17 protein-coding genes and 8 pseudogenes are annotated in these 20,265 nt (G+C 64.9%); 14 read left to right on the forward strand and 11 right to left on the reverse strand.

What is annotated here, in order from left to right; translation table 11 throughout:
- Positions 1 to 145 (reverse strand): annotated as a pseudogene (locus VET27_RS10575) (acyl-CoA dehydrogenase family protein); the annotation flags it as partial.
- Positions 142 to 1,252 (reverse strand): annotated as a pseudogene (locus tag VET27_RS10580) (acyl-CoA dehydrogenase family protein). The pseudogenes VET27_RS10580 and VET27_RS10575, both read right to left, overlap by 4 nt.
- Between VET27_RS10580 and VET27_RS10585 the strand changes: the two are divergent.
- Complete coding sequence (locus VET27_RS10585) at positions 1,214 to 1,879, forward strand: FadR/GntR family transcriptional regulator (protein ID WP_526517881.1); 666 nt, start codon at positions 1,214 to 1,216, stop codon at positions 1,877 to 1,879. The pseudogene VET27_RS10580 and the gene VET27_RS10585 overlap by 39 nt on opposite strands.
- Positions 1,880 to 1,895: 16 nt before the next feature.
- Here the strand turns inward: VET27_RS10585 and VET27_RS10590 are convergent, their stop codons facing one another.
- From VET27_RS10590 to VET27_RS10605, 4 genes and pseudogenes are all read right to left on the reverse strand, one after another.
- Entirely contained in the window at positions 1,896 to 2,549 is a 654-nt protein-coding gene (locus VET27_RS10590) for a VTT domain-containing protein (protein WP_526517783.1), read from the reverse strand.
- A 58-nt stretch (positions 2,550 to 2,607) separates the two neighbouring features.
- Positions 2,608 to 3,002, reverse strand: a pseudogene (locus VET27_RS10595) (AMP-binding protein); the annotation flags it as partial.
- Positions 2,981 to 3,253: a hypothetical protein gene (locus VET27_RS10600; protein ID WP_526517889.1), complete on the reverse strand. Its 273-nt coding sequence runs from the start codon at positions 3,251 to 3,253 to the stop codon at positions 2,981 to 2,983. The pseudogene VET27_RS10595 and the gene VET27_RS10600, both read right to left, overlap by 22 nt.
- 518 nt (positions 3,254 to 3,771) lie before the next feature.
- Positions 3,772 to 4,491: a TetR/AcrR family transcriptional regulator gene (locus tag VET27_RS10605; RefSeq protein ID WP_526517785.1), complete on the reverse strand. Its 720-nt coding sequence runs from the start codon at positions 4,489 to 4,491 to the stop codon at positions 3,772 to 3,774.
- A gap of 131 nt (positions 4,492 to 4,622) precedes the next feature.
- Here VET27_RS10605 and VET27_RS10610 point away from each other — a divergent pair.
- Together VET27_RS10610 and VET27_RS10615 are read left to right on the forward strand one after the other, a co-directional pair.
- Positions 4,623 to 5,046, forward strand: a pseudogene (locus VET27_RS10610) (acyl-CoA dehydrogenase family protein); the annotation flags it as partial.
- A 111-nt stretch (positions 5,047 to 5,157) separates the two neighbouring features.
- On the forward strand, positions 5,158 to 5,286 hold the full coding sequence (locus VET27_RS10615) for a hypothetical protein (protein WP_526517787.1): 129 nt from the start codon (positions 5,158 to 5,160) through the stop codon (positions 5,284 to 5,286).
- Between the two features lie 11 nt (positions 5,287 to 5,297).
- On the opposite strand, the gene VET27_RS10620 is transcribed toward VET27_RS10615, so the two are convergent.
- Positions 5,298 to 5,933: a TetR/AcrR family transcriptional regulator gene (locus VET27_RS10620; protein WP_526517789.1), complete on the reverse strand. Its 636-nt coding sequence runs from the start codon at positions 5,931 to 5,933 to the stop codon at positions 5,298 to 5,300.
- Positions 5,934 to 6,038: 105 nt separating this feature from the next.
- Between VET27_RS10620 and VET27_RS10625 the strand changes: the two genes are divergently transcribed.
- Both VET27_RS10625 and VET27_RS10630 read left to right on the forward strand, forming a co-directional pair.
- The gene (locus VET27_RS10625; RefSeq protein WP_526517791.1) at positions 6,039 to 7,073 is read left to right on the forward strand and encodes a Rieske 2Fe-2S domain-containing protein; all 1,035 of its coding nucleotides are present in this window, start codon (positions 6,039 to 6,041) and stop codon (positions 7,071 to 7,073) included.
- A 40-nt stretch (positions 7,074 to 7,113) separates the two neighbouring features.
- Complete coding sequence (locus tag VET27_RS10630; protein WP_526517793.1) at positions 7,114 to 8,205, forward strand: NAD(P)H-dependent amine dehydrogenase family protein; 1,092 nt, start codon at positions 7,114 to 7,116, stop codon at positions 8,203 to 8,205.
- Here VET27_RS10630 and VET27_RS10635 read toward each other — a convergent pair.
- The 4 pseudogenes from VET27_RS10635 to VET27_RS10650 all read right to left on the reverse strand — a co-directional run.
- Positions 8,202 to 8,560, reverse strand: a pseudogene (locus VET27_RS10635) (alpha/beta fold hydrolase); the annotation flags it as partial. The gene VET27_RS10630 and the pseudogene VET27_RS10635 overlap by 4 nt on opposite strands.
- A 42-nt stretch (positions 8,561 to 8,602) precedes the next feature.
- A pseudogene (locus VET27_RS10640) lies at positions 8,603 to 8,940 on the reverse strand (SDR family oxidoreductase); the annotation flags it as partial.
- 4 nt (positions 8,941 to 8,944) lie between these two features.
- A pseudogene (locus VET27_RS10645) lies at positions 8,945 to 9,031 on the reverse strand (SDR family mycofactocin-dependent oxidoreductase); the annotation flags it as partial.
- A 42-nt stretch (positions 9,032 to 9,073) separates the two neighbouring features.
- A pseudogene (locus VET27_RS10650) lies at positions 9,074 to 9,735 on the reverse strand (SDR family NAD(P)-dependent oxidoreductase).
- A gap of 724 nt (positions 9,736 to 10,459) precedes the next feature.
- Between VET27_RS10650 and VET27_RS10655 the strand changes: the two are divergent.
- From VET27_RS10655 to VET27_RS10695, 9 genes are read left to right on the forward strand one after another with little or no spacing between them, the layout of a single operon-like run.
- Entirely contained in the window at positions 10,460 to 10,693 is a 234-nt protein-coding gene (locus VET27_RS10655; RefSeq protein ID WP_526517883.1) for a thiolase C-terminal domain-containing protein, read from the forward strand.
- Positions 10,683 to 11,492, forward strand: a complete 810-nt coding sequence (locus VET27_RS10660; RefSeq protein ID WP_526517795.1) for an MlaE family ABC transporter permease — start codon at positions 10,683 to 10,685, stop codon at positions 11,490 to 11,492. Before VET27_RS10655 ends, VET27_RS10660 begins: the two co-directional genes overlap by 11 nt.
- A gap of 9 nt (positions 11,493 to 11,501) precedes the next feature.
- Complete coding sequence (locus VET27_RS10665; protein ID WP_526517797.1) at positions 11,502 to 12,359, forward strand: MlaE family ABC transporter permease; 858 nt, start codon at positions 11,502 to 11,504, stop codon at positions 12,357 to 12,359.
- A 12-nt stretch (positions 12,360 to 12,371) separates the two neighbouring features.
- Positions 12,372 to 13,562 (forward strand): MCE family protein, encoded by a 1,191-nt coding sequence (locus VET27_RS10670; protein ID WP_526517799.1) that lies wholly within the window; start codon positions 12,372 to 12,374, stop codon positions 13,560 to 13,562.
- Complete coding sequence (locus VET27_RS10675) at positions 13,559 to 14,584, forward strand: MCE family protein (RefSeq protein ID WP_526517801.1); 1,026 nt, start codon at positions 13,559 to 13,561, stop codon at positions 14,582 to 14,584. The genes VET27_RS10670 and VET27_RS10675 overlap by 4 nt, the downstream gene beginning before the upstream one ends.
- Positions 14,584 to 15,669, forward strand: a complete 1,086-nt coding sequence (locus tag VET27_RS10680; protein ID WP_526517803.1) for an MCE family protein — start codon at positions 14,584 to 14,586, stop codon at positions 15,667 to 15,669. The genes VET27_RS10675 and VET27_RS10680 overlap by 1 nt, the downstream gene beginning before the upstream one ends.
- 5 nt (positions 15,670 to 15,674) lie before the next feature.
- Positions 15,675 to 17,147: an MCE family protein gene (locus VET27_RS10685; protein WP_526517805.1), complete on the forward strand. Its 1,473-nt coding sequence runs from the start codon at positions 15,675 to 15,677 to the stop codon at positions 17,145 to 17,147.
- Positions 17,144 to 18,520 carry an MCE family protein gene (locus tag VET27_RS10690; RefSeq protein ID WP_526517807.1) on the forward strand — a complete coding sequence of 459 codons (1,377 nt, stop codon included), beginning with the start codon at positions 17,144 to 17,146 and terminating at the stop codon, positions 18,518 to 18,520. Before VET27_RS10685 ends, VET27_RS10690 begins: the two co-directional genes overlap by 4 nt.
- Positions 18,520 to 20,250 (forward strand): MCE family protein, encoded by a 1,731-nt coding sequence (locus tag VET27_RS10695; RefSeq protein ID WP_526517809.1) that lies wholly within the window; start codon positions 18,520 to 18,522, stop codon positions 20,248 to 20,250. The genes VET27_RS10690 and VET27_RS10695 overlap by 1 nt, the downstream gene beginning before the upstream one ends.
- Positions 20,251 to 20,265: the final 15 nt, after the last annotated feature.

Genomic DNA, 20,265 nt, shown 5'->3' on the forward strand with positions numbered 1-20,265 from the left:
CGTAGAGCGAGCCTCCAACGAGTGCCTCGCGTACCGCCGGGTCGGCTTCGGCCCGCTGCACCAGCTCATCGCCGCCGGCCGCTTCAAAGGCCCGAAGAGCCTGGCGCCCAAACTCCTTCGCCTCGTCGCCAAGGTCGGTGATCATCGTGCCCCCAGCAGGTATCGCGACAGCAGGACGCGTTGCATCTCGATGCTGCCCAACGAGACGGTGGAGGCCTGCGAGCAGGGCCAGTGGTCTTCGACCTCGCCACGGAACAACGCGGTGCCCTCCTCCGGCGCTTCGGCGGCGATCTCCATCAGGACCTCGGCGCTGTCGTGGTCCAGCTTCGTGACGGCGATGCGGTAGGCCGCGACGTCGGTGGGCTGCACGCGCCCCTCGCTCTGCAGCGACACCAGGCGATAGGCGAGCAGTCGCGCGCGGCGGCAGTGGGTGAGCATCTGGGTCCACCGACCGCGCAGTTCAGCGGGCAGGCCAGCCCAGCGTTCGCCAAGCTGCTCGGGCGCCATCTGCAGCAGTCGTTCGCACCGGGTATGGCGGGCGATGCCGAGACGTTCGAACGACAACACGTCGGCGACGGTCGACCAGCCGTCGTCGAGTATCCCGAGAATGTCGGCCTCGGTCACCCGGAGGTCGTCGATGAAAACCTGGTTGGTGATGCGGGCCATCATGCAGCCGATCGGCCGCACGGTGATGGCGGGGTCGTCCATCGGCACCAGGAAGATGGTCAGCCCTGCCTGCTTCTTGGTGGTGTTCTTCTCCCACTTGGTCGTTCGCGCGAGCACGAAGCACCACTACGCCATGGTGGCGTACGACGTCCAGATCTTCTGGCCGTTGATTCGCCATCCGTCGCCGTCGCGTGTGGCCGCCGTGCGGAGCGAGGCCAGGTCCGAGCCGGCCTCGGGTTCACTGAATCCCTCACACCAGATGACCTCGCCCAGTGCGATCGGCGGCAAGTGCCTGAACTGTTCTTCGGCGGTGCCATGGCGCATGAGCGTCGGCCCCACCCAGTTCACGCCCGTGTACTGCGCGCCGCGGGGTTCGTGGTGGGCCCACATCTCCTCACGCACCACGGTCTGCTCCCAGACGGACGACCCGCGCCCCCCCGAACCCTGGCGGCCACGACATGCATAGCAGGCCGCGCTCGGCGAGGAGGTGACAGAACGTCTATGCGACCTCCAGATCGGCGGGGTCGCGAGCGAGCTGCGCGAGGGCATCCTCACGGGGCGGATGGGTGACCGCCTTCCCACCCAGGACCAGCTGGTGAGCGACTTCGTGGTGAGCTATCCGTCTGTGCGCGAAGCATCGCGGATCCTCGAGACCGGGGGACTGGTCACCGTGCGACGGGGCAGCATCGGAGGCGCGGAGGTGCACCGACCCGATCAATCGTCGGGCGCGTATCACCAGGGACTGCTGCTGCTCGAACCGTTGTGCGCTGGCGAGGTGGCCCGGCGCACGGACCGTGGTACTGCCGTCGTCCCCGCGCTGACCGCCAACGTCGATGCCTCCGCGGACGCGGTGTCCGACGGCGTCGCCTTCACGCGCATCGCGCGCGAGTTCCACGACCTCGTCGTTGCTGCGTCCACCCCGAACGACACGATGCTCTACGTGGTGCGAAGCCTCGTCGCACTCTGGTCGGCTCAGGAACGGCAGTGGGCGCCGACACGGACCAAGCTCGGTGAATACCCCTCGCCGACTGCCGCACGGGGTGCGGTGCGTACCCATCGACGGCTCGTCGACGAGATTGCCGCCGGGCACGCCGACGAGGCGAAGTCGATTGCGCGCAGGCATCTGGCTGCGACGCAGGCTCTGGTGCTGGAACGCTTCACCGACGACGTCGTGAATGCTGCCTCCGCGCGCTCGGGGCGTGTCGTGCCGTGACGCCGGCGGGATCTCGCTAGATCTTCCTGAGCGTGTCCCAGTCGTGCTCGTCCTCCAACTTGGCGATCGCAGTGGCGGTCCGTTCCTTCATCACCAGCGTGAAGGCGACGCCGATCACCACGGCGAGGACCAGCGCGACCCAGGAGAACCGGGACAGCCATTTCTCCGCGGCCAGGCCAAGGTAGTACACGACGGCAGTGGTGCCTCCCGCCCAAAACAGGGCACCAGATGCATTGGCGGCCAAAAATTTTCGGTACGGCATCTTCAGCGCTCCCGCGAGCGGCCCTGCGAAGATGCGGAGCAGCGCGATGAAGCGTCCGAAGAACACCGCCCACACGCCCCACCGGGTGAAGAGCTGCTTGGCCAAGGCGACGTGGCCGGGGCCAAAGTGCTTGGGGAAGCGGCTGCCCAGCCGTTCGAAGAGCGACATGCCGTAGCGATGGCCGATGCTGTACCCGATCGTGTCACCGATGATCGCGCCGATGGTGGCCGCGGCGGCGACGCCCGCGGGGTTGATGTCGAGGGTGTGTCGTGAGGCGAGGAGCGCAGCGCTGACGAGGGCGATCTCGCCAGGCAGCGGAATGCCCAGGCTCTCCAACCCGATCACCACGCCGACCACGAGGTACACCGCCAACGGCGGGATGGTCTGCAGCAGGGCGTCGACGTTCACGCGCTAAGAATGCCTGATGGGTCGGTCGGCACGTGGTTTAGCCGCGATCTGATGGGCTAGAGACCTGTTCGCCGCGGACGTAGAGCTCGCCGGTGTGGCCGGGGCCAAGCACGGTGCCGTCGTCTGCGCGGATCTGGACCTCGATGCCGGGAACGGGTTGGCCGACCGAGGCGACGCGTCGCGCGGCGGTCTCGGTGAGCCCGTAGCCGTTGACGAACCGAACCCGACCGCCGGCAGCAAGGACAGCGCCTTGCGGACCAGCGGGAGGGCAACCTTGGATCCGCCGTAGGCCAGAGTGCGCGGGGAGGGCAGCGTGGCGCTGGTGGATTCGAGCACGGCGACGATGCGGTCGAGCATGGTCGGCACGACGGTGGGGGACGTGACGTTTTCGGTACCGACCAGGCGGACTCACTCATTGGCGTCGAAGTGGTTCAGAGACAACATCTTTCGGCCGTGCTGTGGACCGAGGTTCCGCCGGCTTGGCGCGCGGCGGTGACCTTGGCGTGCGTCGCACGGTCCATCGAGGCGGGATGGTGCAAGAGGCCGCACGTCGTGACGACGTTTGATGCAGCGGCGAGCAATCGGCAGATCTGATCGACGTCCGGCGCGTTGGGCATCGCGTTGGGCATGTAGAGCACGCAGTCCGGCGCAATGTCCACGATGGCCTCGGCGTCGTCGGTCGCGAGGACGCCGGTCGGCGACAACCCGGACAGGTCACCGGCATCTTGCCCTTGTCGCTGCCGTGGACGTAGACGCCGACCAGTTCCAGGTCGGGGTGGTCGACGATTCCGCGAATCGACCGGATTCCGATGGTGCCGGTGGACCACTGGACTACCCGGTAGGTCGGAATCGGTTGCACTGTCCCTCAGTTCGTCATGCGCGATTCGACTCTTGGCGGTACCAGGCGACAGGAGGCCATCGGTCCCTTCGTCTGCCTCGCCGTGATGGACAGCGTGCTAAATGACCGGCCCTCGTGATGCCGGGTGACGTCGTACTCGACGGCTTCACCGGCGCGGCCCTCCACAGGGAGGCGGCTCGGACGAACTGGGCTAGCAGTTGTCCGCCGAAGACGCGGTAGTACTCGAGGTGTTGTTTGTGGCCGGTGAAGCGGATCTCCGAGCCGTCGCCGTCGAACCGCAGACACCCCAGCAGGTCTGACCAGGTATCGGGCACTCGACCATTACAAGCGGAACTCTCCGAGAAGGAGAATGCAATTCTCGGATTAGTCGGCGGCGAAACCTCGAGCCACGAAGTCCCAGACTTCGTCCGCCGAAATCGGCTTGTTGGCCTCGTCATCGGAGCCACTCGACTGAGCGACGAACATTGCAGTCTGCATGGTCATGGCGGCGATGCGCTTGGGGTTGATGCTTGGGCGAAGTTTGCCCGCAGCGGCCGCGTCTTCCATCAGCTCCGTCAGAAGCATCAGAAGCGGCGCATGAGCCACCTTGACCTCCGGCGCATGCGATACCAGCAGCCTGGGCGCGAAGTCGGTGAACAAGGGGAGCTTTGCTGCCGGGTCCGGACGGGACGACTCGAAGAGCAGTTGAACGGCCACCTTGAGCCGCTCCAACGGATCCATCTGGCCCGAGGTCGCGGCGCGGATCTGGTCGGCCGAGCGGCTCAACGCATCTTCGAAGAGCGCGAGCAGAAGTTCGTGTTTGCCGTCGAACTGGAGGTAGAAGCTGCGCAGAGACTGGCGCGAGCGATCGACGACCTCTTGCACGGTGAAGTCGGTGCTGCCCTTTTCGATGATGATCGCCTGGGCGGCATCGAGAAAGCGCTGCACCCGCTGTGCGGCACGCAATTTCGCGGTCTTGATGGAACGTTCGACCGCGCGCTGCTTCCACGCCGGTTCTTCGCTAGGACTGGTAGTCACCGGTGCCTCTGACGTGGGCCGATCCCGGAGAACATGCATGGACTGTACCGGAGAACGCCTCTGCATCATGCTCTGGCCTTCCTTGGGTTAAGCGTGCCTGAGATTGTAACTTTCTCATCCTGAGAATATTATTCTCGTTTCCCTAATCAAGACTATTAAGAGAAGTCTCTTGGGGAAAGGCGCATTCCAAGGAGTAAGTGCAGCTGACGTTCGATCCCCAGGTCGAGATCTTCCTCACCGACTTCGTGGCGTTCGAACAGAACGCCCCCGCCGACGCAGAGCGCTCGAACGGCCGCGGTCGTCCTCGCACGTGCCGGACTGGGCCCGTCGGTGGCAGCGGATGTTGTTCAACGCCGGCTGGCTGGTGCCGGGCAACCCGCCGGAGTTCGGCGGCCGCAACGCAACGATCCTCCAGCAGCACGTTCACCAGACGGAGATGGCCCGCCGCAGGATCGTTCCGAGCTTCAACTCACGAGACGTCGGGATCATCGCGGCGTCGCTCATCACCTTCGGCAGCAGCAGAAGTGGGCGATACCGATCCTGCGCGCCGAGATGACGGCTGTGTTGGGCATGAGCGAGCCAGGCGCCGGTTCCGATCTGGCATCGCTGCGTACCAAGGCCGAACGTGTTCCCGCGCTGTCAGTGTTGAAGCTCCTCGGCGCCGAGACGGTGTAGGCGGCCACGGAACGCGCACTCGACTCGCGAGGCGCATAGGGACTCAATCACCAGCACATGACCGCCCCGTGCGTGCCGCTCGACCTCTACGCGTACGCAGGCTGTTGGGCCGACCGCTTCATCCACTCGTTCGCAGGCACCATCGCAGGCGCGGAGTGCAACGGGGTCATCGTCTCCGGCTTCTGAGGTTCGGGGCCCTAGCCGTCTACCGGCGACTGAGACAGGTAGGCGACGAGGGCCTTGGTCAGCGTTTCCCTGGCGACGTCGAGATCGGCATAGGAACCCAGTTGGCGTTCCGAGACAAGACCCCGCATCGCTCCCGGGATGAGCGTGGCCACTCCGTGCACTCTCTCGGGTGCGATGTCGAGGCCGACGAATGCCCTCTGGCAGGTCTCGAGCCAACTCTTGCTCCAGGAGGCAAGCTCCGCAGCCGTTCGCGGGTAGAGCCGCTCGAGCTCGTCGGGATCACGAGGCAACGCCGCCCGGAGATTCTCGATTGCGCGTGAATCTGCCGACGACAGACCGTGATACAGGGTGTCGACGATGCGACCCACGCGCCGATGCAAAGACGTATCCGGTTCCACGGGCGTGGACAGCAGGCCGGCCCTGCGTTCGGCGGTGCGGTGAAGGACCGCCGCCCAGAAGCCGTCGATGTCGCCGAACTGGTACTTCACGGCACCCCAGGTGGCACCGACGTCCTTGGCGATGCGGTTTGCCGACACCGATCCCGGCTGTCCAGAGGCGAGTGACTTCAGCGCCGCCTCGAGAATGTTCTCGCGGGTCGCGAGGCCACGGCGGTTGGTGCGCCGCCCCACGATTCCCGCCTCGGTCATGAGCCGATCGTATCGGCTAGGCAAGTTTCACAGAACCCGCTGTCATTTTTTCATCGAAGTATCTACCATTCGACGCGGGCGCACACACAAGGAAGGGAAGCGAAGATGGCGAAGCCGCCGTTGTCGATGAAGCCGACCGGATGGTTCCAGGTGGCATGGTCCGAGGAGATCGGCGTCGGCGACGTCCACACGATGAAGTACTTCGGCCAGGAGATGATCGCCTGGCGTGCGGAATCGGGTCAGCTGACGGTGATGAACGCCTACTGCGAACACCTCGGCGCCCACCTCGGTTTCGGCGGCACGGTCGTCGGCGAGGTGTTGCAGTGCCCGTTTCATGGCTGGCAGTGGAACCAGGAGGGTCGCAACGTCTGCATCCCCTACGAGGACCGCCCCAATCGCGGCCGACGCATCACGACCTACCCGGTGACCGAGTGCAACCAGTCCGTCTACGTCTGGCACGACCTTGACGGCCGCACGCCGTTCTTCGATGCGCCCGACGTGTTCGCAAGCTTCGCTGACGGCAGCAGCCTCGGCGCGTATTACCCCCAGCAGCGACTGTTCCGGCAGGGGCTGGAGCTGCACCCGCAATACGTGCTGGAGAACGGTGTGGACTTCGCCCACTTCAAGTACGTCCACGACACGCCGATCGTCCCGGTGTTCACGCGTCACGACTTCGCCGACCCCGTCTCGTACGTCGACTTCACCATCACCTTCGAGGGCGACGACGGTCAGAAGATCGAAGACGTCAACAGTGGCGTCGAGGCCATCAACGGTGGGCTGGGCATCGCCGTCACCAAGAGTTGGGGCATGGTCGACAACCGCACGATCTCGGCCGTTACCCCGGTCGACGAATTCACCTCGGACGTCCGGTTCATGGTCTACATCGGGCGGCCGGGCGGGCGGACTGCCGAGAAGGACCCGGGGCGTGCCGAGACGAAGGCAAGGGCTTTCGGGGAAGAAGTCATCCGGCAGTTCAGCCAGGACGTCCATATCTGGGCCCACCAGCGCTACTCCGATCCGCCGGCCCTGGCGAACTCCGAGCGGGAGGGATTCACCGCAATCCGCAAGTGGGCCAAGAAGTTCTATCCCGACGGCAGGGGCGGCAGCGCAGCCGAGTTAGCCGCCGCCGCACAATCCTGACCCAACCCGACAACGACGACGTTCCGAGAAAGGCGATCGCATGACCAAACCCGCCACCCTGCCGATCAAGGTCTTCCAGGTTGCCACCGGCAACGTGGGCAGCGAGATGATCAAGCGCATCCAGACCCAGCCCGATCTAAAGTTGATTGGGGTGCATTGCTATTCGGCCGACAAGGTCGGCAGGGACGTCGGGGAGCTGGTCGGCATCGGACCCGTCGGCGTCACGGCCACCGGCAGTATCGAAGAGATCATCGCCGCCAAGCCGGACGTGCTGACTTTTCACGGGGTGTTCCCCGACGAGGATCTCTACGTGAAGGTCCTCGAGGCCGGGATCGACATCGTCACGACCGCCGACTGGATCACCGGCTGGCACCGGGACAGGAATCATCCCCACCCGTCGGGCAAGCTGGTGTCGAAACTCCTTGCCGAAGCGTGTGAGAAGGGCGGCTCGACCTTCTATGGCACCGGAATGAACCCTGGCGTGAATCAGATTCTGGGCGTGGCGTGTTCGGCCGACGTCGCCGACATCGAGAACGTCACGACCATCGAGTCGGTCGACGTGTCCTGCCACCATTCGAAGGACACCTGGCTCGAGGTCGGCTACGGGTTGCCCGTAGAAGACCCGAACATCCCCGGAAGGCTGGAGAAGTACACCCGCGTGTTCGCCGACAGTGTGCTGATGATGGCCGACTGCTTCGGCCTGGAGCTCGACGAAGTCAAGTTCACCTACGAACTCGGCGCCTGCACCAAGGACGTCGACCTGGGTTGGTACATCCTGCCGAAGGGATCGCTGGGCGGCAACTACATCAAGTACCAGGGCATGGTCGGCGGGGTGCCGAGAGTGGAGACCCACTTGGAGTGGCAGATGACGCCGCACACCGACCCGAGCTGGGACATCAAGGGCTGCCACATCACTCAGATCAAGGGCGATCCCTGCATCTATAACAAGCACATGATCTTTCCCAGGCCCGGCGTCGACCTGTCCAACCCGGACAACTTCGCGTCGATCGGGATGACCGTCACGGGCATGCCAGCGCTCAACTCGATCACGTCGGTCGTCGAGGCACCGCCGGGATTGCTCACCAGTGCAGATCTCCCGCTGCGCGGGTTCGCCGGACGGTTCACGCTCTAGTCGGGGACGAGAGGCCCGACTGGCATGGTCGTGGCGGCATGCACCGGAGTCTTGCAAGCTCTGCCGGCCTGGACAGGAACGGCGAGTGCGATGCGTCGATGGTCAGTTGCTCGACGCCGAGTCGCCGTGCCACCGTATCGGCCAACCACCGCGGTATCGATCTGTCCTGCTAGCAGAGGATGTGGCTGCGCGGCAGGTCGGCCTCCCAGAAACGGGCAACCGACACCGGCGTGACCGTCGTAACGCCGAAGCGCTCCCGGCCGAGGCGTTCGAATGCCCAGCCTGCCGTTTCCTCGTCGCAGTCGTGGTAGAAGTCCTTCTACGCACCGTAGAAGTCGGCGAAGGTCATGGCGCCCTTCCGAGATCGCGAGTTCCGTTGTCCAAGAGTTAATTGGCGTCAGTTGTGGTAGTCGTACCACTTGAGGTAGCCGCCCGCGTCGACGCGCAGCTGTGCGCCGGTGACGAAGCGTGACTCGTCCGAGGCCAGCCACAGCACGGCGTTGCTGATGTCCTCGGGTTCGATGAACGCCACCTTCATCGCCTGCTGCACGGTAGGACACCGGCTCGGCGTCGGGTGCTCCAGATCGGGTCGGAACGACCGGTACATCGGATCGCTCTGCAGCATCGGCGTGTTGCACTTGGTGGGTGCACGACGTTGGTCCGGATTCCGCGCGGTGACAGCTCGGTGGCCAGGTCGTGGACGAAGTTGGACAGCGCCCGCTTGGAGTGCACGTGTCCGCTCTTCGGCCAACCGGATTGCGTGACTGCGCCCCTGCCCGCGTGCGGCGCCCGTGATGAATGCGACCTTGCCCTCAACACGTCCCATGGTTTGTCCTCTCGTCAGCCTGTTCGGTCATTGGGTGTTGGGTTAGATGTTGCGGCCGCCGTTGACGCCGAGGATCTGGCCGGTGATGTAGCCGGCTTCGTCGGAGATGAGGAACGAGCAGGCGGCGGCGATGTCCTCGGGCTTGCCGATCCGCCGTACCGGGGTCTGTTCGATGGTCTTCTCGATGTCGCCGAGGAAGCCGCGGCGCTCCGCTTTGCGCAGCATGGGTGTGTCGATGAAACCGGGCGGGACCGCGTTGACCGTGATGCCCGCAGACCCGTATTCGAGGGCCAAGTTCTTGCTGAGTCCGTTGACCGCGACTTGGCCGATACGTAGTGCGACATGTAGGGAGTGCCCGAATGCGTGCTCGACGAAGAGATGTTCACGATGCGCCCCCAGCCCGCTTCGACCATGTCGGGCAGCGCCGCTTGGATGCAGTGAAAGACTCCGTTCAGGTTGACGTCGATGACACGTCGCCAAGTGTCGAAGTCGATGTCGAGGAAGCGCTTGAAGCCGTCCAGACCGGCAGCGTTCACCAGGATCCGTGCCCAGCTGGGTACGGATGCCGTCCAGCGCTGCGTCGATGGCCGCGCGGTCGGTCACGTCCGCCGTGAAGGCGAACTCCTCGTCGGAGGGGTTCAGATCGAGCGTCGCGCGTGATAGCCGTCGGAGGGCAGGCGGCGGTTCGCGATCGCCGCGCCGATGCCAGAACCGACTCCGGTGACGACGGCGTTCCTCCCGCTAGGTCCTCCAGGGACGGTCGTGCGATATGTTAAGAATACTGCTTCCGAATTTGAGAACTCTAATCTCGAATAAGGTGATCTCGCAAGACAACTAGCCGATCGGTTCGCCAGAACCGTGCTCGTCGCAAGCCTCCCGACCCTTTGACGAGGTGCTCTACGCCTGCTTGTGTTCTCATCGAGCGAATGTAGGATTCGCCACTGATGAGAACGAAATTTCCATCATACTGAGGAGGATGATGGGCCAGACACCGACGATCCCCACTGACGGGCACGCAGATTCGAGTGCGCACGCGCCTCGGTCGAACAGCGATCGGCGCATGCTGATCGACGGGAAACTCCTCGAGACCGAGCGGACCTTCGCATCCCTCAACCCCGCGACCGGTGAGGTGTTAGGACCCGCGCTGAACGCGACGGTCGAGGATGCGCAGGCCGTTGCCGCGGAGCCGTCAATCCTCGGGCGCGCTTGCGATTCGACATCACCGTCGAGCAGTCCCTGGCTGAGCCCGGTCCTCAAAGTGACTGTGCCGCAGCTCTCGTCGTCGCGGCCGAGCACTTCACGGGGACGGAATCCGCTATGCGTCAACATGAGTCGGAGGCGACTACCCGCCGGGCTACCGTGAGTACGACCGGCCACGTCTTCGCGATGGCGCGGCTCGTGCAGTCGGACGTCAGCTGCGGAAGGGAGATGTCCACCGTCGGCAGTTCGTTGCCCGTGAATCTCGCTCGAGGTTTAAAGACCAAAGCGCACCCCCCGGGTGCCAATGGTGTGGCACAGTGCGTCGAGTTGTTCCAAGAACTCTGTGGTGAGGCCGTCAATCACGTCGGCGGTGCCCGGATTGCACTGGCGCTCAACATCGGGGGTTCGGCTGCAGGGCCAGTCGTGACGATTCTGGAAGGACCCGGAACCAATGGCAGTTAAGGGGCCGGAACGCTGGTCGCCGGGCATCTACCTGCCCAAGGGGTTCGCCGGGGCGATGCAGGCCGTCGGCGGCTTGTTCTCGATGGGCGTGGATGCGTTCAAGTTCATCTTCGTGCGGCCGTTTCAGTGGCGGGAGTTCCTGGAGCAGTGCTGGTTCGTGGCACGGGTGTCGCTGGTGCCGACTTTGTTGGTCGCGATCCCCTTCACGGTGTTGGTGAGCTTCATCCTCAACATCCTTCTGCGAGAACTGGGTGCGGCCGACTTGTCAGGGGCGGGTGCCGCGTTCGGTGCCGTCACTCAGGTCGGCCCGCTCGTCACGGTTCTCATCGTCGCCGGGGCGGGAGCGACGGCGATGTGCGCGGATCTGGGGTCACGCACCATCCGGGAGGAGATCGACGCCATGGAGGTGCTGGGCATCAATCCGGTACAGCGCTTGGTGACGCCGCGCATGCTTGCCTCGTGCTTGGTGGCGTTCCTGCTCAACAGCCTGGTGGTGATCATCGGCATCCTCGGCGGCTACTTCTTCTCGGTCTTCGTCCAGGATGTGAACCCAGGCGCGTTCGCCGCCGGGATCACGCTGTTGACCGGTGTTCCCGAGGTCATCATCTCCTGTGTGAAGGCCGGGTTGTTCGGTCTGTTCGCCGGCCTCATCGCCTGCTACCGCGGGCTGACGATCACCGGCGGCGGCGCCAAGGCCGTCGGTAACGCGGTCAACGAGACGGTGGTGTTCGCGTTCATGGCGCTGTTCGTGATCAACGTTGTCGTCACGGCCATCGGCATTCAGTTGACGGCGAAGTAGGGGCCGGCCATGGGAACCTTGCAAGTTCTGCGGGGCACGTACCCCCGGGCCTTTCGGACGTTCAACCGTCCGGTCGGGGTGTTAAGTCGCATCGGGGATCAGACGCTGTTCTTCGGCAAGGCCATTGGTGGGATACCTCATGCGGCGGCGCACTTCCGCAAGGAGATCATCCGTCTGATCGCCGAGATCAGCATGGGCGCAGGCGTTCTGGCCATGATCGGCGGAACGCTGGTGATCGTCGGGTTCCTGACCCTGGCCACCGGCGGCACGCTGGCCGTGCAGGGCTACAGCTCGCTGGGCAACATCGGCATCGAAGCGCTCACTGGATTCCTGGCCGCGTTCATCAACGTCCGCATCGCCGCACCCGTCGTGGCAGGTATCGGCCTGGCTGCCACCTTCGGCGCCGGGGTGACCGCGCAATTGGGCGCGATGCGCATCAACGAGGAGATCGACGCGCTGGAGTCGATGGGCATTCGGCCGATCGAATACCTGGTGAGCACGCGCATCGTGGCGGGGTTGATCGCGGTCACGCCGCTCTACTCAATCGCGGTGATCCTGTCCTTCATCGCCAGCCGGTTCACCACCGTCGTGCTCTTCGGGCAGTCCGGTGGCCTGTATGACCACTACTTCGGGACGTTCCTGAACCCGATCGACCTGTTGTGGTCGTTCCTCCAGGCATTTCTGATGGCGCTGGCCATCTTGCTGGTGCACACCTACTACGGCTTCTACGCCACCGGTGGCCCGTCCGGTGTCGGGGTCGCCGTGGGCAACTCGGTGCGGACCTCGTTGATCATCGTGGTGTCGGTGACCCTGCTGATCTCGCTGGCGGTCTACGGCTCAAGCGGCAACTTCAACCTGTCGGGTTAGGGAGGTACATCGATGTCCAATGCCGTCCGCCCGCTGGCGGGTCTGGCCACCGTCATCGTCATCGTCGCGGTCGTCGTCTTCTCCATCGTCATGTTCCGGGGTGGGTTCGGCCAGACCGTGCCGGTCACGGTCGTCTCCGAACGTGCCGGCCTGGTGATGAACCCCGAAGCCAAGGTCAAGATGCGCGGGGTTCAGGTCGGCAAGGTGCAGTCCATCGAGACCCGACCGGACGGCAAGGCCGTCCTCCACCTGGCGATGGATCCGGCTCAGCTGAAGGACATTCCGGCCAATGTTCTCGTGGACATCACGTCGTCCACGGTGTTCGGCGCCAAGTTCGTGCAGTTCGTCGAGCCCCCCGATCCATCGGCGGAGAGGCTTGCCAAGGGACAGCAGGTCGACGTCCAACACGTCACCGTCGAGATCAACACGGTCTTCCAGCAGCTCACCTCGGTGTTAAAGGCGATCGACCCGGTGAAGCTCAACGAGACCCTGGCAGCGGTTTCGGGGGCGCTGAACGGCCGCGGCGAGAAGCTGGGCCAGACGGTGACCGACTTCGACCAGTTCCTGACCAAGATCAATCCGAGTCTGGACAACATCAACCGCGATCTCGAGCTCGCGCCGGTCGCGCTCAACGCGTACGCCGATGCGGCACCTGATCTCATCAGCATCCTCGACAACACCACCAAGGTGAGCAACACCCTGATCGACCAGGAAGACAACCTCGACAGGTTCCTCGTCAGCGCCATCGGACTGGCCGACGTCGGCAACGACGTGCTCGGCGAGAACCGGCAACCGCTCACCGACGTCCTGCGGATGCTGGTGCCCACCACCGACCTGACCAACGAGTACAGCGACGCCCTCAGATGCGGAATCGAAGGCCTGTTTCCCTCCTTCAAGTGGCTGCCGTTGCAGAAACCCGGTGTCGACGTGTCGTCCACTTTCACGTTGGGCGTCGAACGCTACCGCTACCCCGATGACCTGCCCAAGGTGGCGGCCACGGGTGGTCCGCAATGTAAGTCGCAGATGATGCCCCTGTTGCCGAACGGAAAGTTCCCGCCCTTCCTGGTCGCCGATGTCGGTGCCAACCCGTGGAAGTACGGAAACCAGGGAGTCCTGCTCAACTCCGACGCGCTCAAGCAGGCGCTCTTCGGACCCATCTCGGGGCCACCGCGAAATTCCGCGCAGATTGGACAACCCGGATGACCGATTCGCGGAACACGATCATCAAGTTCGTCATCTTCGCGGCGATCATGTCGCTGCTGACGGTGTTCCTGTTCTTCACCTTCGGGCAGTATCGGACCGGATCCACCAACGGGTACTCTGCTGTCTTCACCGACGCCTCGCGGTTGGCGGCGGGGGAGACGGTACGCGTGGCAGGCATCCGGGTGGGAACGGTGACCGACGTCTCGCTGCAACCGGATCGCACGGTGGTCGTCGAGTTCGACGCCGACCGCGCGATTCCGCTGACCACCGGAACCCAGGCCGCGATCCGCTACCTCAACCTCACCGGCGACCGCTTCCTCGACCTCATCGACGGTCCCGGCTCGACCCGGTTGATGCCGCCCGGATCACAGATCCCGGTGGACCGCACCCAACCCGCACTCGACCTGGACCTTCTTCTCAGCGGCCTGAAACCGGTCATTCAGGGGCTGAACGCGCAGGACGTCAACGCGCTTAGCGCGTCGCTGGTGCAGGTGTTCCAGGGCCAGGAGGGCACCCTCGATTCCCTGTTGGCCAAGACCGCGTCCTTCACCAACACGTTGGCGGACAACAGTCAGACCGTCGAGGATCTGATCGACAACCTCAACACCGTCCTCGACACCCTCTCCAAGGACGGCGAGCAGTTCTCCGGCACGATCGACCGACTCGAGAAGCTCATTACCGGGTTGTCGCAAGACCGCGACCCGATCGGTACCGCCATCGCTTCGCTCGACAACGGCACCGCGTCCCTCGCGGATCTACTCACCCAAGCGCGGCCGCCGCTGGCAGGCACCATCGATCAACTGAATCGCCTGGCCCCCAACCTCGACGCCAAGACGTCGGTTCTCGACGGGGCGTTGCAGAGGTCGCCGGGCAACTACCGCAAACTGGCGCGGATCGGCGCCTACGGCTCGTTCGTGCAGTACTACATCTGTGACCTCACCATCCGCGTCACCGACCTCCAAGGGAGGGCTTCCCTATTCCCCTTCGTGAAACAGGAAAACGGAAGGTGCGCTGAGCCGTAATGCTGAAATATCGCGCCGCAAACCTCGTCCGCGCCGGCTTCATCGGCGTCGTCCTCGCCATCCTGGTCATCGCCGTAGGGCTGCAACCGGAACGGCTGCTGTCCTATGCGACGTCGCTGCAATATCAGGCGCGGTTCGCCGAGGCGGGCGGCATCTTCGTCGGCAACGACGTGACCCTGTCGGGCATCAAAGTCGGTGCCGTGACCGATGTTTCGCTCGACAACGGAGACGCCCTCGTCGGGTTCACGATCGACAGCAAATACCCGCTCGGGTCGGAGACCTCCGCCCACATCCGCACCGGATCACTCTTGGGGCAGCGGGTGTTGAGTCTGGAATCAGCCGGCAGCGGGGCATTGAATCGCGCCGACGCCATTCCGGTGTCGCGGACGTCCTCGCCGTATTCGCTCAGCGATGCGGTCGGCGAGCTGACCACGAACACCGCAGGTACCGACACCCAAGCGCTCAACCAGTCGCTGGACACCCTGTCGACGACCCTCGATCAGATCGCGCCGCAACTAGGCCCGGCCTTCGACGGACTCACCCGGTTGTCCCGATCCCTGAACAGCCGCGACGAAAAACTGGGCGAGCTTCTCAAGTCCGCCGCGGACGTCACCGGGATCCTGTCTGAACGCAGCCAGCAGGTGAATACCCTGATTCTCAACGCCGACGATCTTCTGGCCGTGCTGGTCGAGCGCCGTCAGGCGATCGTCGGCCTCCTCGCCAACACGTCGGCCGTCTCCAAGCAGCTGGTCGGCCTCGTCGCCGATAACGAGAAGGAATTGGCACCGACGCTGGGAAGGCTCAACCGGGTGAACGCGGTGCTCGAACGCAACCGCGACAACATCGCCAAGGCATTACCGGGCCTGGCGAAATACCAGGTCACGCTCGCCGAAGCCGTCTCCAGCGGCGGCTACTACACCGCGTACGTCCCGAACTTCTCACCGGCGCAGACATTGCAGCCGTTCCTCGACTACGCATTCGGATTCCGGAGGGGCCCATTCGGCAGCGGAGCCCCGCCCGCCGAGGCCGGGCCTCGCGCTGAGCTGCCGCTCCCGTACAACGCGGTCCCCGGAGGTTCTCGGTGACCTCAGTGACGTCCCGGAAGTGGTTCGTGCCCGCCGTCGCGGCGGTGCTGGTGGTCGCGCTCGTCGGCGGCGGCTTCCTCGCCATCCGTGCAGCGTTCTTCGCGCCCAATACGATCACCGCGTTCTTCACGACGGCCACGGCCATCTATCCCGGCGACGACGTGAAGGTCTCCGGTGTCAAGGTCGGCACGATCAGTGCGATCGAACCACAGGGTACTCAGACCAAGATCACCATGGCGGTCAACTCGGGCGTGCCGGTGCCTGCCGACGCGCAGGCGGTCATCGTCGCGCAGAATCTGATCGCCGCCCGCTACATTCAGTTGACACCGGCATACCGGTCCAGTGGCCCGACGATGGCCGATGGCGCCCTTATTCCGCTGGAGCGCACCGCGATTCCCGTCGAATGGGACGAGGTCAAGGTGCAACTCAACCGCCTGGCGACCGACCTCGGGCCCAACGGTGACTTGTCGACCAGTTCGGTGGGCAGGTTCATCGAAAGTGCCGCTGGCGCTCTGGAGGGCAACGGCGACAAGCTGCGACAGACGCTGGCGGAGCTCTCCGGAGTAGGCCGGATCCTGGCCGAGGGAAGCGGCAACTTCGTCGACGTCATCAAGAACTTGCAGGTCTTCGTCACGGCGCTGCGCGACAGCAACCAACAGATCGTGGCCTTCAACAACCGGCTGGCGACGTTGTCGAGCGTGCTCGACGGGAGCAAGTCCGACCTCGATGCGGCTCTGACGGATCTCTCGGTTGCGGTCGACGAGGTGAAGCGCTTCGTCGTGGGATCCCGCGACCAGACGGTCGAACAGATTCGGGGGCTGACCAACGTCACCCAGACATTGGTCGACTCCAAGCTGGACTTCGAACAGATACTCCACGTCACGCCGAACGCGATCGCCAACGCCTACAACATCTACGATCCGGACATCGGCGCGCTTCGCGGCGGGTTCGCGATCCCGAACCTGTCCAACCCCATGCAGTTCATCTGTGGCACCATCGGCGCCCTGCAGAACACCACTGCGCCCGAAACCGCGAAGCTGTGCAGCGACTACCTCGGCCCCGCATTGCGGTTGCTCAACCTCAACTACGTTCCGGTTCCGATCAACCCGTACCTTGCCAAGTCGGCCAGCCCCGACAACATCGTCTACTCGGAACCCAGGCTGGCGCCAGGCGGCGAAGGGCCCAAGCCGGGACCGCCGGAGATACCGCCGTCGGTCTCCGCGTACACCGGGCTGGACGGCGACGTCCCGCCGCCGCCCGGCATGGGGCCTCCTGGCGTGCCGCTCCCGGTCAACGATCGACTGCCGGCCTACCCGTCGCCCGCGCTGTATCCGGGCGCCCCGGTGCCGCCTGGGCCGCCCCCGCCAGCTCCGCCGGGGACGCCGAGCCTGCCAGCATTGCTGCTTCCCGCCGAAGCCCCGCCACCGGCTCTGGGCCCCACGCCCGGGCCGCCACCTGCCGCCGAGGGGACACCATGACGACGCGAGCAACGATCGGTCGGCTGTTCGCGGCGGGTACGTGCGTGGCGCTGACCGCTACGGGGTGCGCATTTCAGGGAATCAACTCGCTCCCGTTGCCCGGCGCGGTGGGACGCGGCTCAGACGCAGTCATCTACCACGTCGAGATCGCGAATATCTCTACACTGGAGTCGAATTCTCCCGTTCTCATGAACGACGTCGTGGTCGGCAGTGTCGGCAAGATGGAAGTCAAGGACTGGCACGCCAACGTCGAGATATCGGTCCAGCCCGGTGTCGACGTACCGGCCAACGCGGTAGCGAGCGTCGGGCAGACCAGCCTCCTTGGCTCGATGCACCTGGCCCTGAATCCGCCGCCCGGCCAGCAGCCTGAGGGCAAGCTGGCGCCCGGCGCCACGATCGGGCTCAACGACTCGTCGACCTACCCCTCGACGGAACAGACCCTGTCCTCCCTGTCCGTCGTGGTCAATGCGGGCGGCCTGGGCCAGATCGGCGATATCGTCCATACCTTCAATATCGCCCTGTCGGGACGCGAAGCCGACTTCCGTGATCTGCTGACCCGACTCGACACCTTCATCGGCACTCTCGATCAGCAGCGTGACAACCTCGTCGGGACGATCGACGCGCTCAACCGGGTCGCCTCGACCTTCGCCGGGCGCCGCGACGTCATCAACGAGGCATTGCAGCGGATACCACGTGCGCTCGAAGTGCTGGACCGTGAGCGGCCGCAACTGACCACCGCGCTCACCAAGCTCGGAAACTTCAGCGACACCGCCAACCGGCTCGTCAAAGACACTCGGGCTGACCTGGTGAAGAATCTGCAGAACCTCCAGCCGACGATTCAGGCGCTGGCCGACGTCGGACCGGACCTCACCGAGGCACTCGCCTATCTGACGGTATTCCCGTACGGCCAGGGTCTCATCGACCGGGGGGTGAGGGGTGACTTCATCAACCTGTTCGTGACAATCGACATCTCGGGCCCTCGACTGCGTCGGTCGATCTTCCTGGGATCACGTGCTGGACAGGAAGGCCGTGACCTGGTTCCGCTTCCCGGCGAGCCGTTCTTCCAGCGTTACACCTATGATCCGCTGGGGCGCCCGCTGGCGCCTCCGCCGCCGGGTGGCCCGCTCTCGGCGCTGCCCGGAAATCCCCCGACGGCCGGATTGCAGGCTGACCCGCCTGGGGCCGAACGAAGCTTGCCGGGGCCGGGGTCGCTGCCGGCCCAGGCGCCCCCGCCGGTCACCGGACCCGTATTGCCCGTGGTTCCGCAGCAGACTGCCGACGAGGCGGCGAGCGACAGCCCACGGCCACCGGGGGGCGGCGGTCCAATCTTCGCCGGGCCGTACGCAGCCGCACCGACGGCCGGAGGTAGCTGATGTTGACACGGCTGATCAAGATCCAGCTGGTGATCTTCACGATCGTGTCGATCATCGGCGTGGTGGTGATGGCCTTCACCTACATTCAGGTGCCCACTCTTCTGGGGATCGGCCGCCTCACCGTGAAGTTGCAGTTGCCCTCCTCCGGTGGGCTCTACCGGTTCAGCAACGTGACCTATCGTGGCGTCGAAGTTGGCAAGGTCACCGGGGTGGAGCTCACTCCGGACGGCGCAGAAGCGACGATGAGAATAGCCACTTCCCCAAAGATCCCCGCGGACCTCCAAGCCGAGGTCCGCAGCATCTCGGCGGTGGGCGAGCAGTATGTAGACCTGCGGCCGCGGACCGATTCGGGGCCGTATCTGCACGACGGTTCCGTCATCACGGCGGCGAACACCACCCTGCCCCAACCCGTTGGGCCGGTGCTGGACCGGGTCAGCACGTTGGTGGACACGTTCCCGAAGGACAGGCTGAGCGCCCTGCTAGACGAGACGTACAAGGGGTTCAATGGTGCCGGTGACGATTTCGGCTCGTTGCTGGACTCCGGCGCCACGCTGAGCGCCGACCTCAACGGTGTCGCCGATCAGGCCCGCGCCCTCGCCGACGACAGTCGCCCGCTCCTGGCGTCGCAAGCCGATACCGTCGACTCGATCCGAACGTGGGCGCGCAGCCTCGCGGGGTTCACCGGTCAACTCGCCACCAACGACCCGCAGTTCCGCGCGGTGCTCCAGAAGGGGCCGGCTTTCGCGGACGAGGTTTCGGGTCTACTCAGCGAGATCAAGCCGACGCTCCCGGTCCTGCTGGCGAACCTCGGCACCGTCAGCGAGATCCTGATGACCTACAACGCGTCGCTCGAGCAGCTTCTGGTACTGCTTCCGCCGTATGTCGCTCAGCAACAGTCGTATTCGCCGACTAACGATTCAACCGGCGCCGCTCGGGGGGACTTCGCGATCACGGTGAGCGATCCGGCGCCGTGCACGGTCGGCTTCCTCCCGCCGTCGTCGTGGCGTTCACCCGCCGATGAATCCGACATCGACACCCCGGATGGGATCTACTGCAAACTGCCGCAGGATTCGCCTATCGCCGTTCGCGGTGCCCGAAATTACCCATGCATCAGGAAACCGGGTAAACGCGCGCCGACGGTCGCGATCTGTAACAGCGACAAACCGTTCATGCCCCTGGCGCTGCGACAGCACGCGCTGGGCCCGTATCCGATCGATCCCAGCCTGATAGCGCAGGGCATCCCGATCGACGACCGCTCGACTCTCAAAGACGACATATACGCGCCAGTGGAGGGCACGCCGTTGCCCCTCGGGGCGGTTCCGGCCGGAACGCCCCCCGGCGCACCGCCCGGTGCGCCTCCGATCTCGCCACTGGAGGCGCCGTTCACACCTGCCGCGACTCCGCCACCTCCGCCCGAAGGCAATTCGTTGAACGGCCAACCGATTCCGCCGCTTGGTCCGCAGCCCGGGCCCGTGCCCGGGGAGGTGCCGCAGGTGCCTGCGCCACCGACGGATGTGCTGCCGGCCCCTGCCGCGGACGGCGCAGCGCCCATCGCTGCGCCTAGTTCATTCAGTACTGGCACGTCAGGAGCCGTTCCGAAAGTTGCCGTTGCCGAGTACAACCCGCGTACGGGCGAGTACATCGGGTCCGACGGCAAGCAGTACAAGGTCACGAACCTCGCGGCCAACACTCCGCTTCCGAAGACATGGCGGGACATGCTGCCTCACTAGCGCGTACACGCGCGA

Source organism: Mycobacterium sp., from assembly GCF_035633495.1.
Classification (GTDB): domain Bacteria; phylum Actinomycetota; class Actinomycetes; order Mycobacteriales; family Mycobacteriaceae; genus Mycobacterium.

Coding starts and splice junctions, on each gene's coding strand:
- VET27_RS10670 (WP_526517799.1), top strand. CDS start 12,372: ATGTCCAATGCCGTCCGCCCGCTGGCGGGTCTGGCCACCGTCATCGTC.
- VET27_RS10615 (WP_526517787.1), top strand. CDS start 5,158: ATGACCGCCCCGTGCGTGCCGCTCGACCTCTACGCGTACGCAGGCTGT.
- VET27_RS10695 (WP_526517809.1), top strand. CDS start 18,520: ATGTTGACACGGCTGATCAAGATCCAGCTGGTGATCTTCACGATCGTG.
- VET27_RS10620 (WP_526517789.1), bottom strand. CDS start 5,933: ATGACCGAGGCGGGAATCGTGGGGCGGCGCACCAACCGCCGTGGCCTC.
- VET27_RS10690 (WP_526517807.1), top strand. CDS start 17,144: ATGACGACGCGAGCAACGATCGGTCGGCTGTTCGCGGCGGGTACGTGC.
- VET27_RS10675 (WP_526517801.1), top strand. CDS start 13,559: ATGACCGATTCGCGGAACACGATCATCAAGTTCGTCATCTTCGCGGCG.
- VET27_RS10680 (WP_526517803.1), top strand. CDS start 14,584: ATGCTGAAATATCGCGCCGCAAACCTCGTCCGCGCCGGCTTCATCGGC.
- VET27_RS10660 (WP_526517795.1), top strand. CDS start 10,683: ATGGCAGTTAAGGGGCCGGAACGCTGGTCGCCGGGCATCTACCTGCCC.
- VET27_RS10630 (WP_526517793.1), top strand. CDS start 7,114: ATGACCAAACCCGCCACCCTGCCGATCAAGGTCTTCCAGGTTGCCACC.
- VET27_RS10655 (WP_526517883.1), top strand. CDS start 10,460: ATGTCCACCGTCGGCAGTTCGTTGCCCGTGAATCTCGCTCGAGGTTTA.
- VET27_RS10625 (WP_526517791.1), top strand. CDS start 6,039: ATGGCGAAGCCGCCGTTGTCGATGAAGCCGACCGGATGGTTCCAGGTG.
- VET27_RS10605 (WP_526517785.1), bottom strand. CDS start 4,491: ATGCAGAGGCGTTCTCCGGTACAGTCCATGCATGTTCTCCGGGATCGG.
- VET27_RS10665 (WP_526517797.1), top strand. CDS start 11,502: ATGGGAACCTTGCAAGTTCTGCGGGGCACGTACCCCCGGGCCTTTCGG.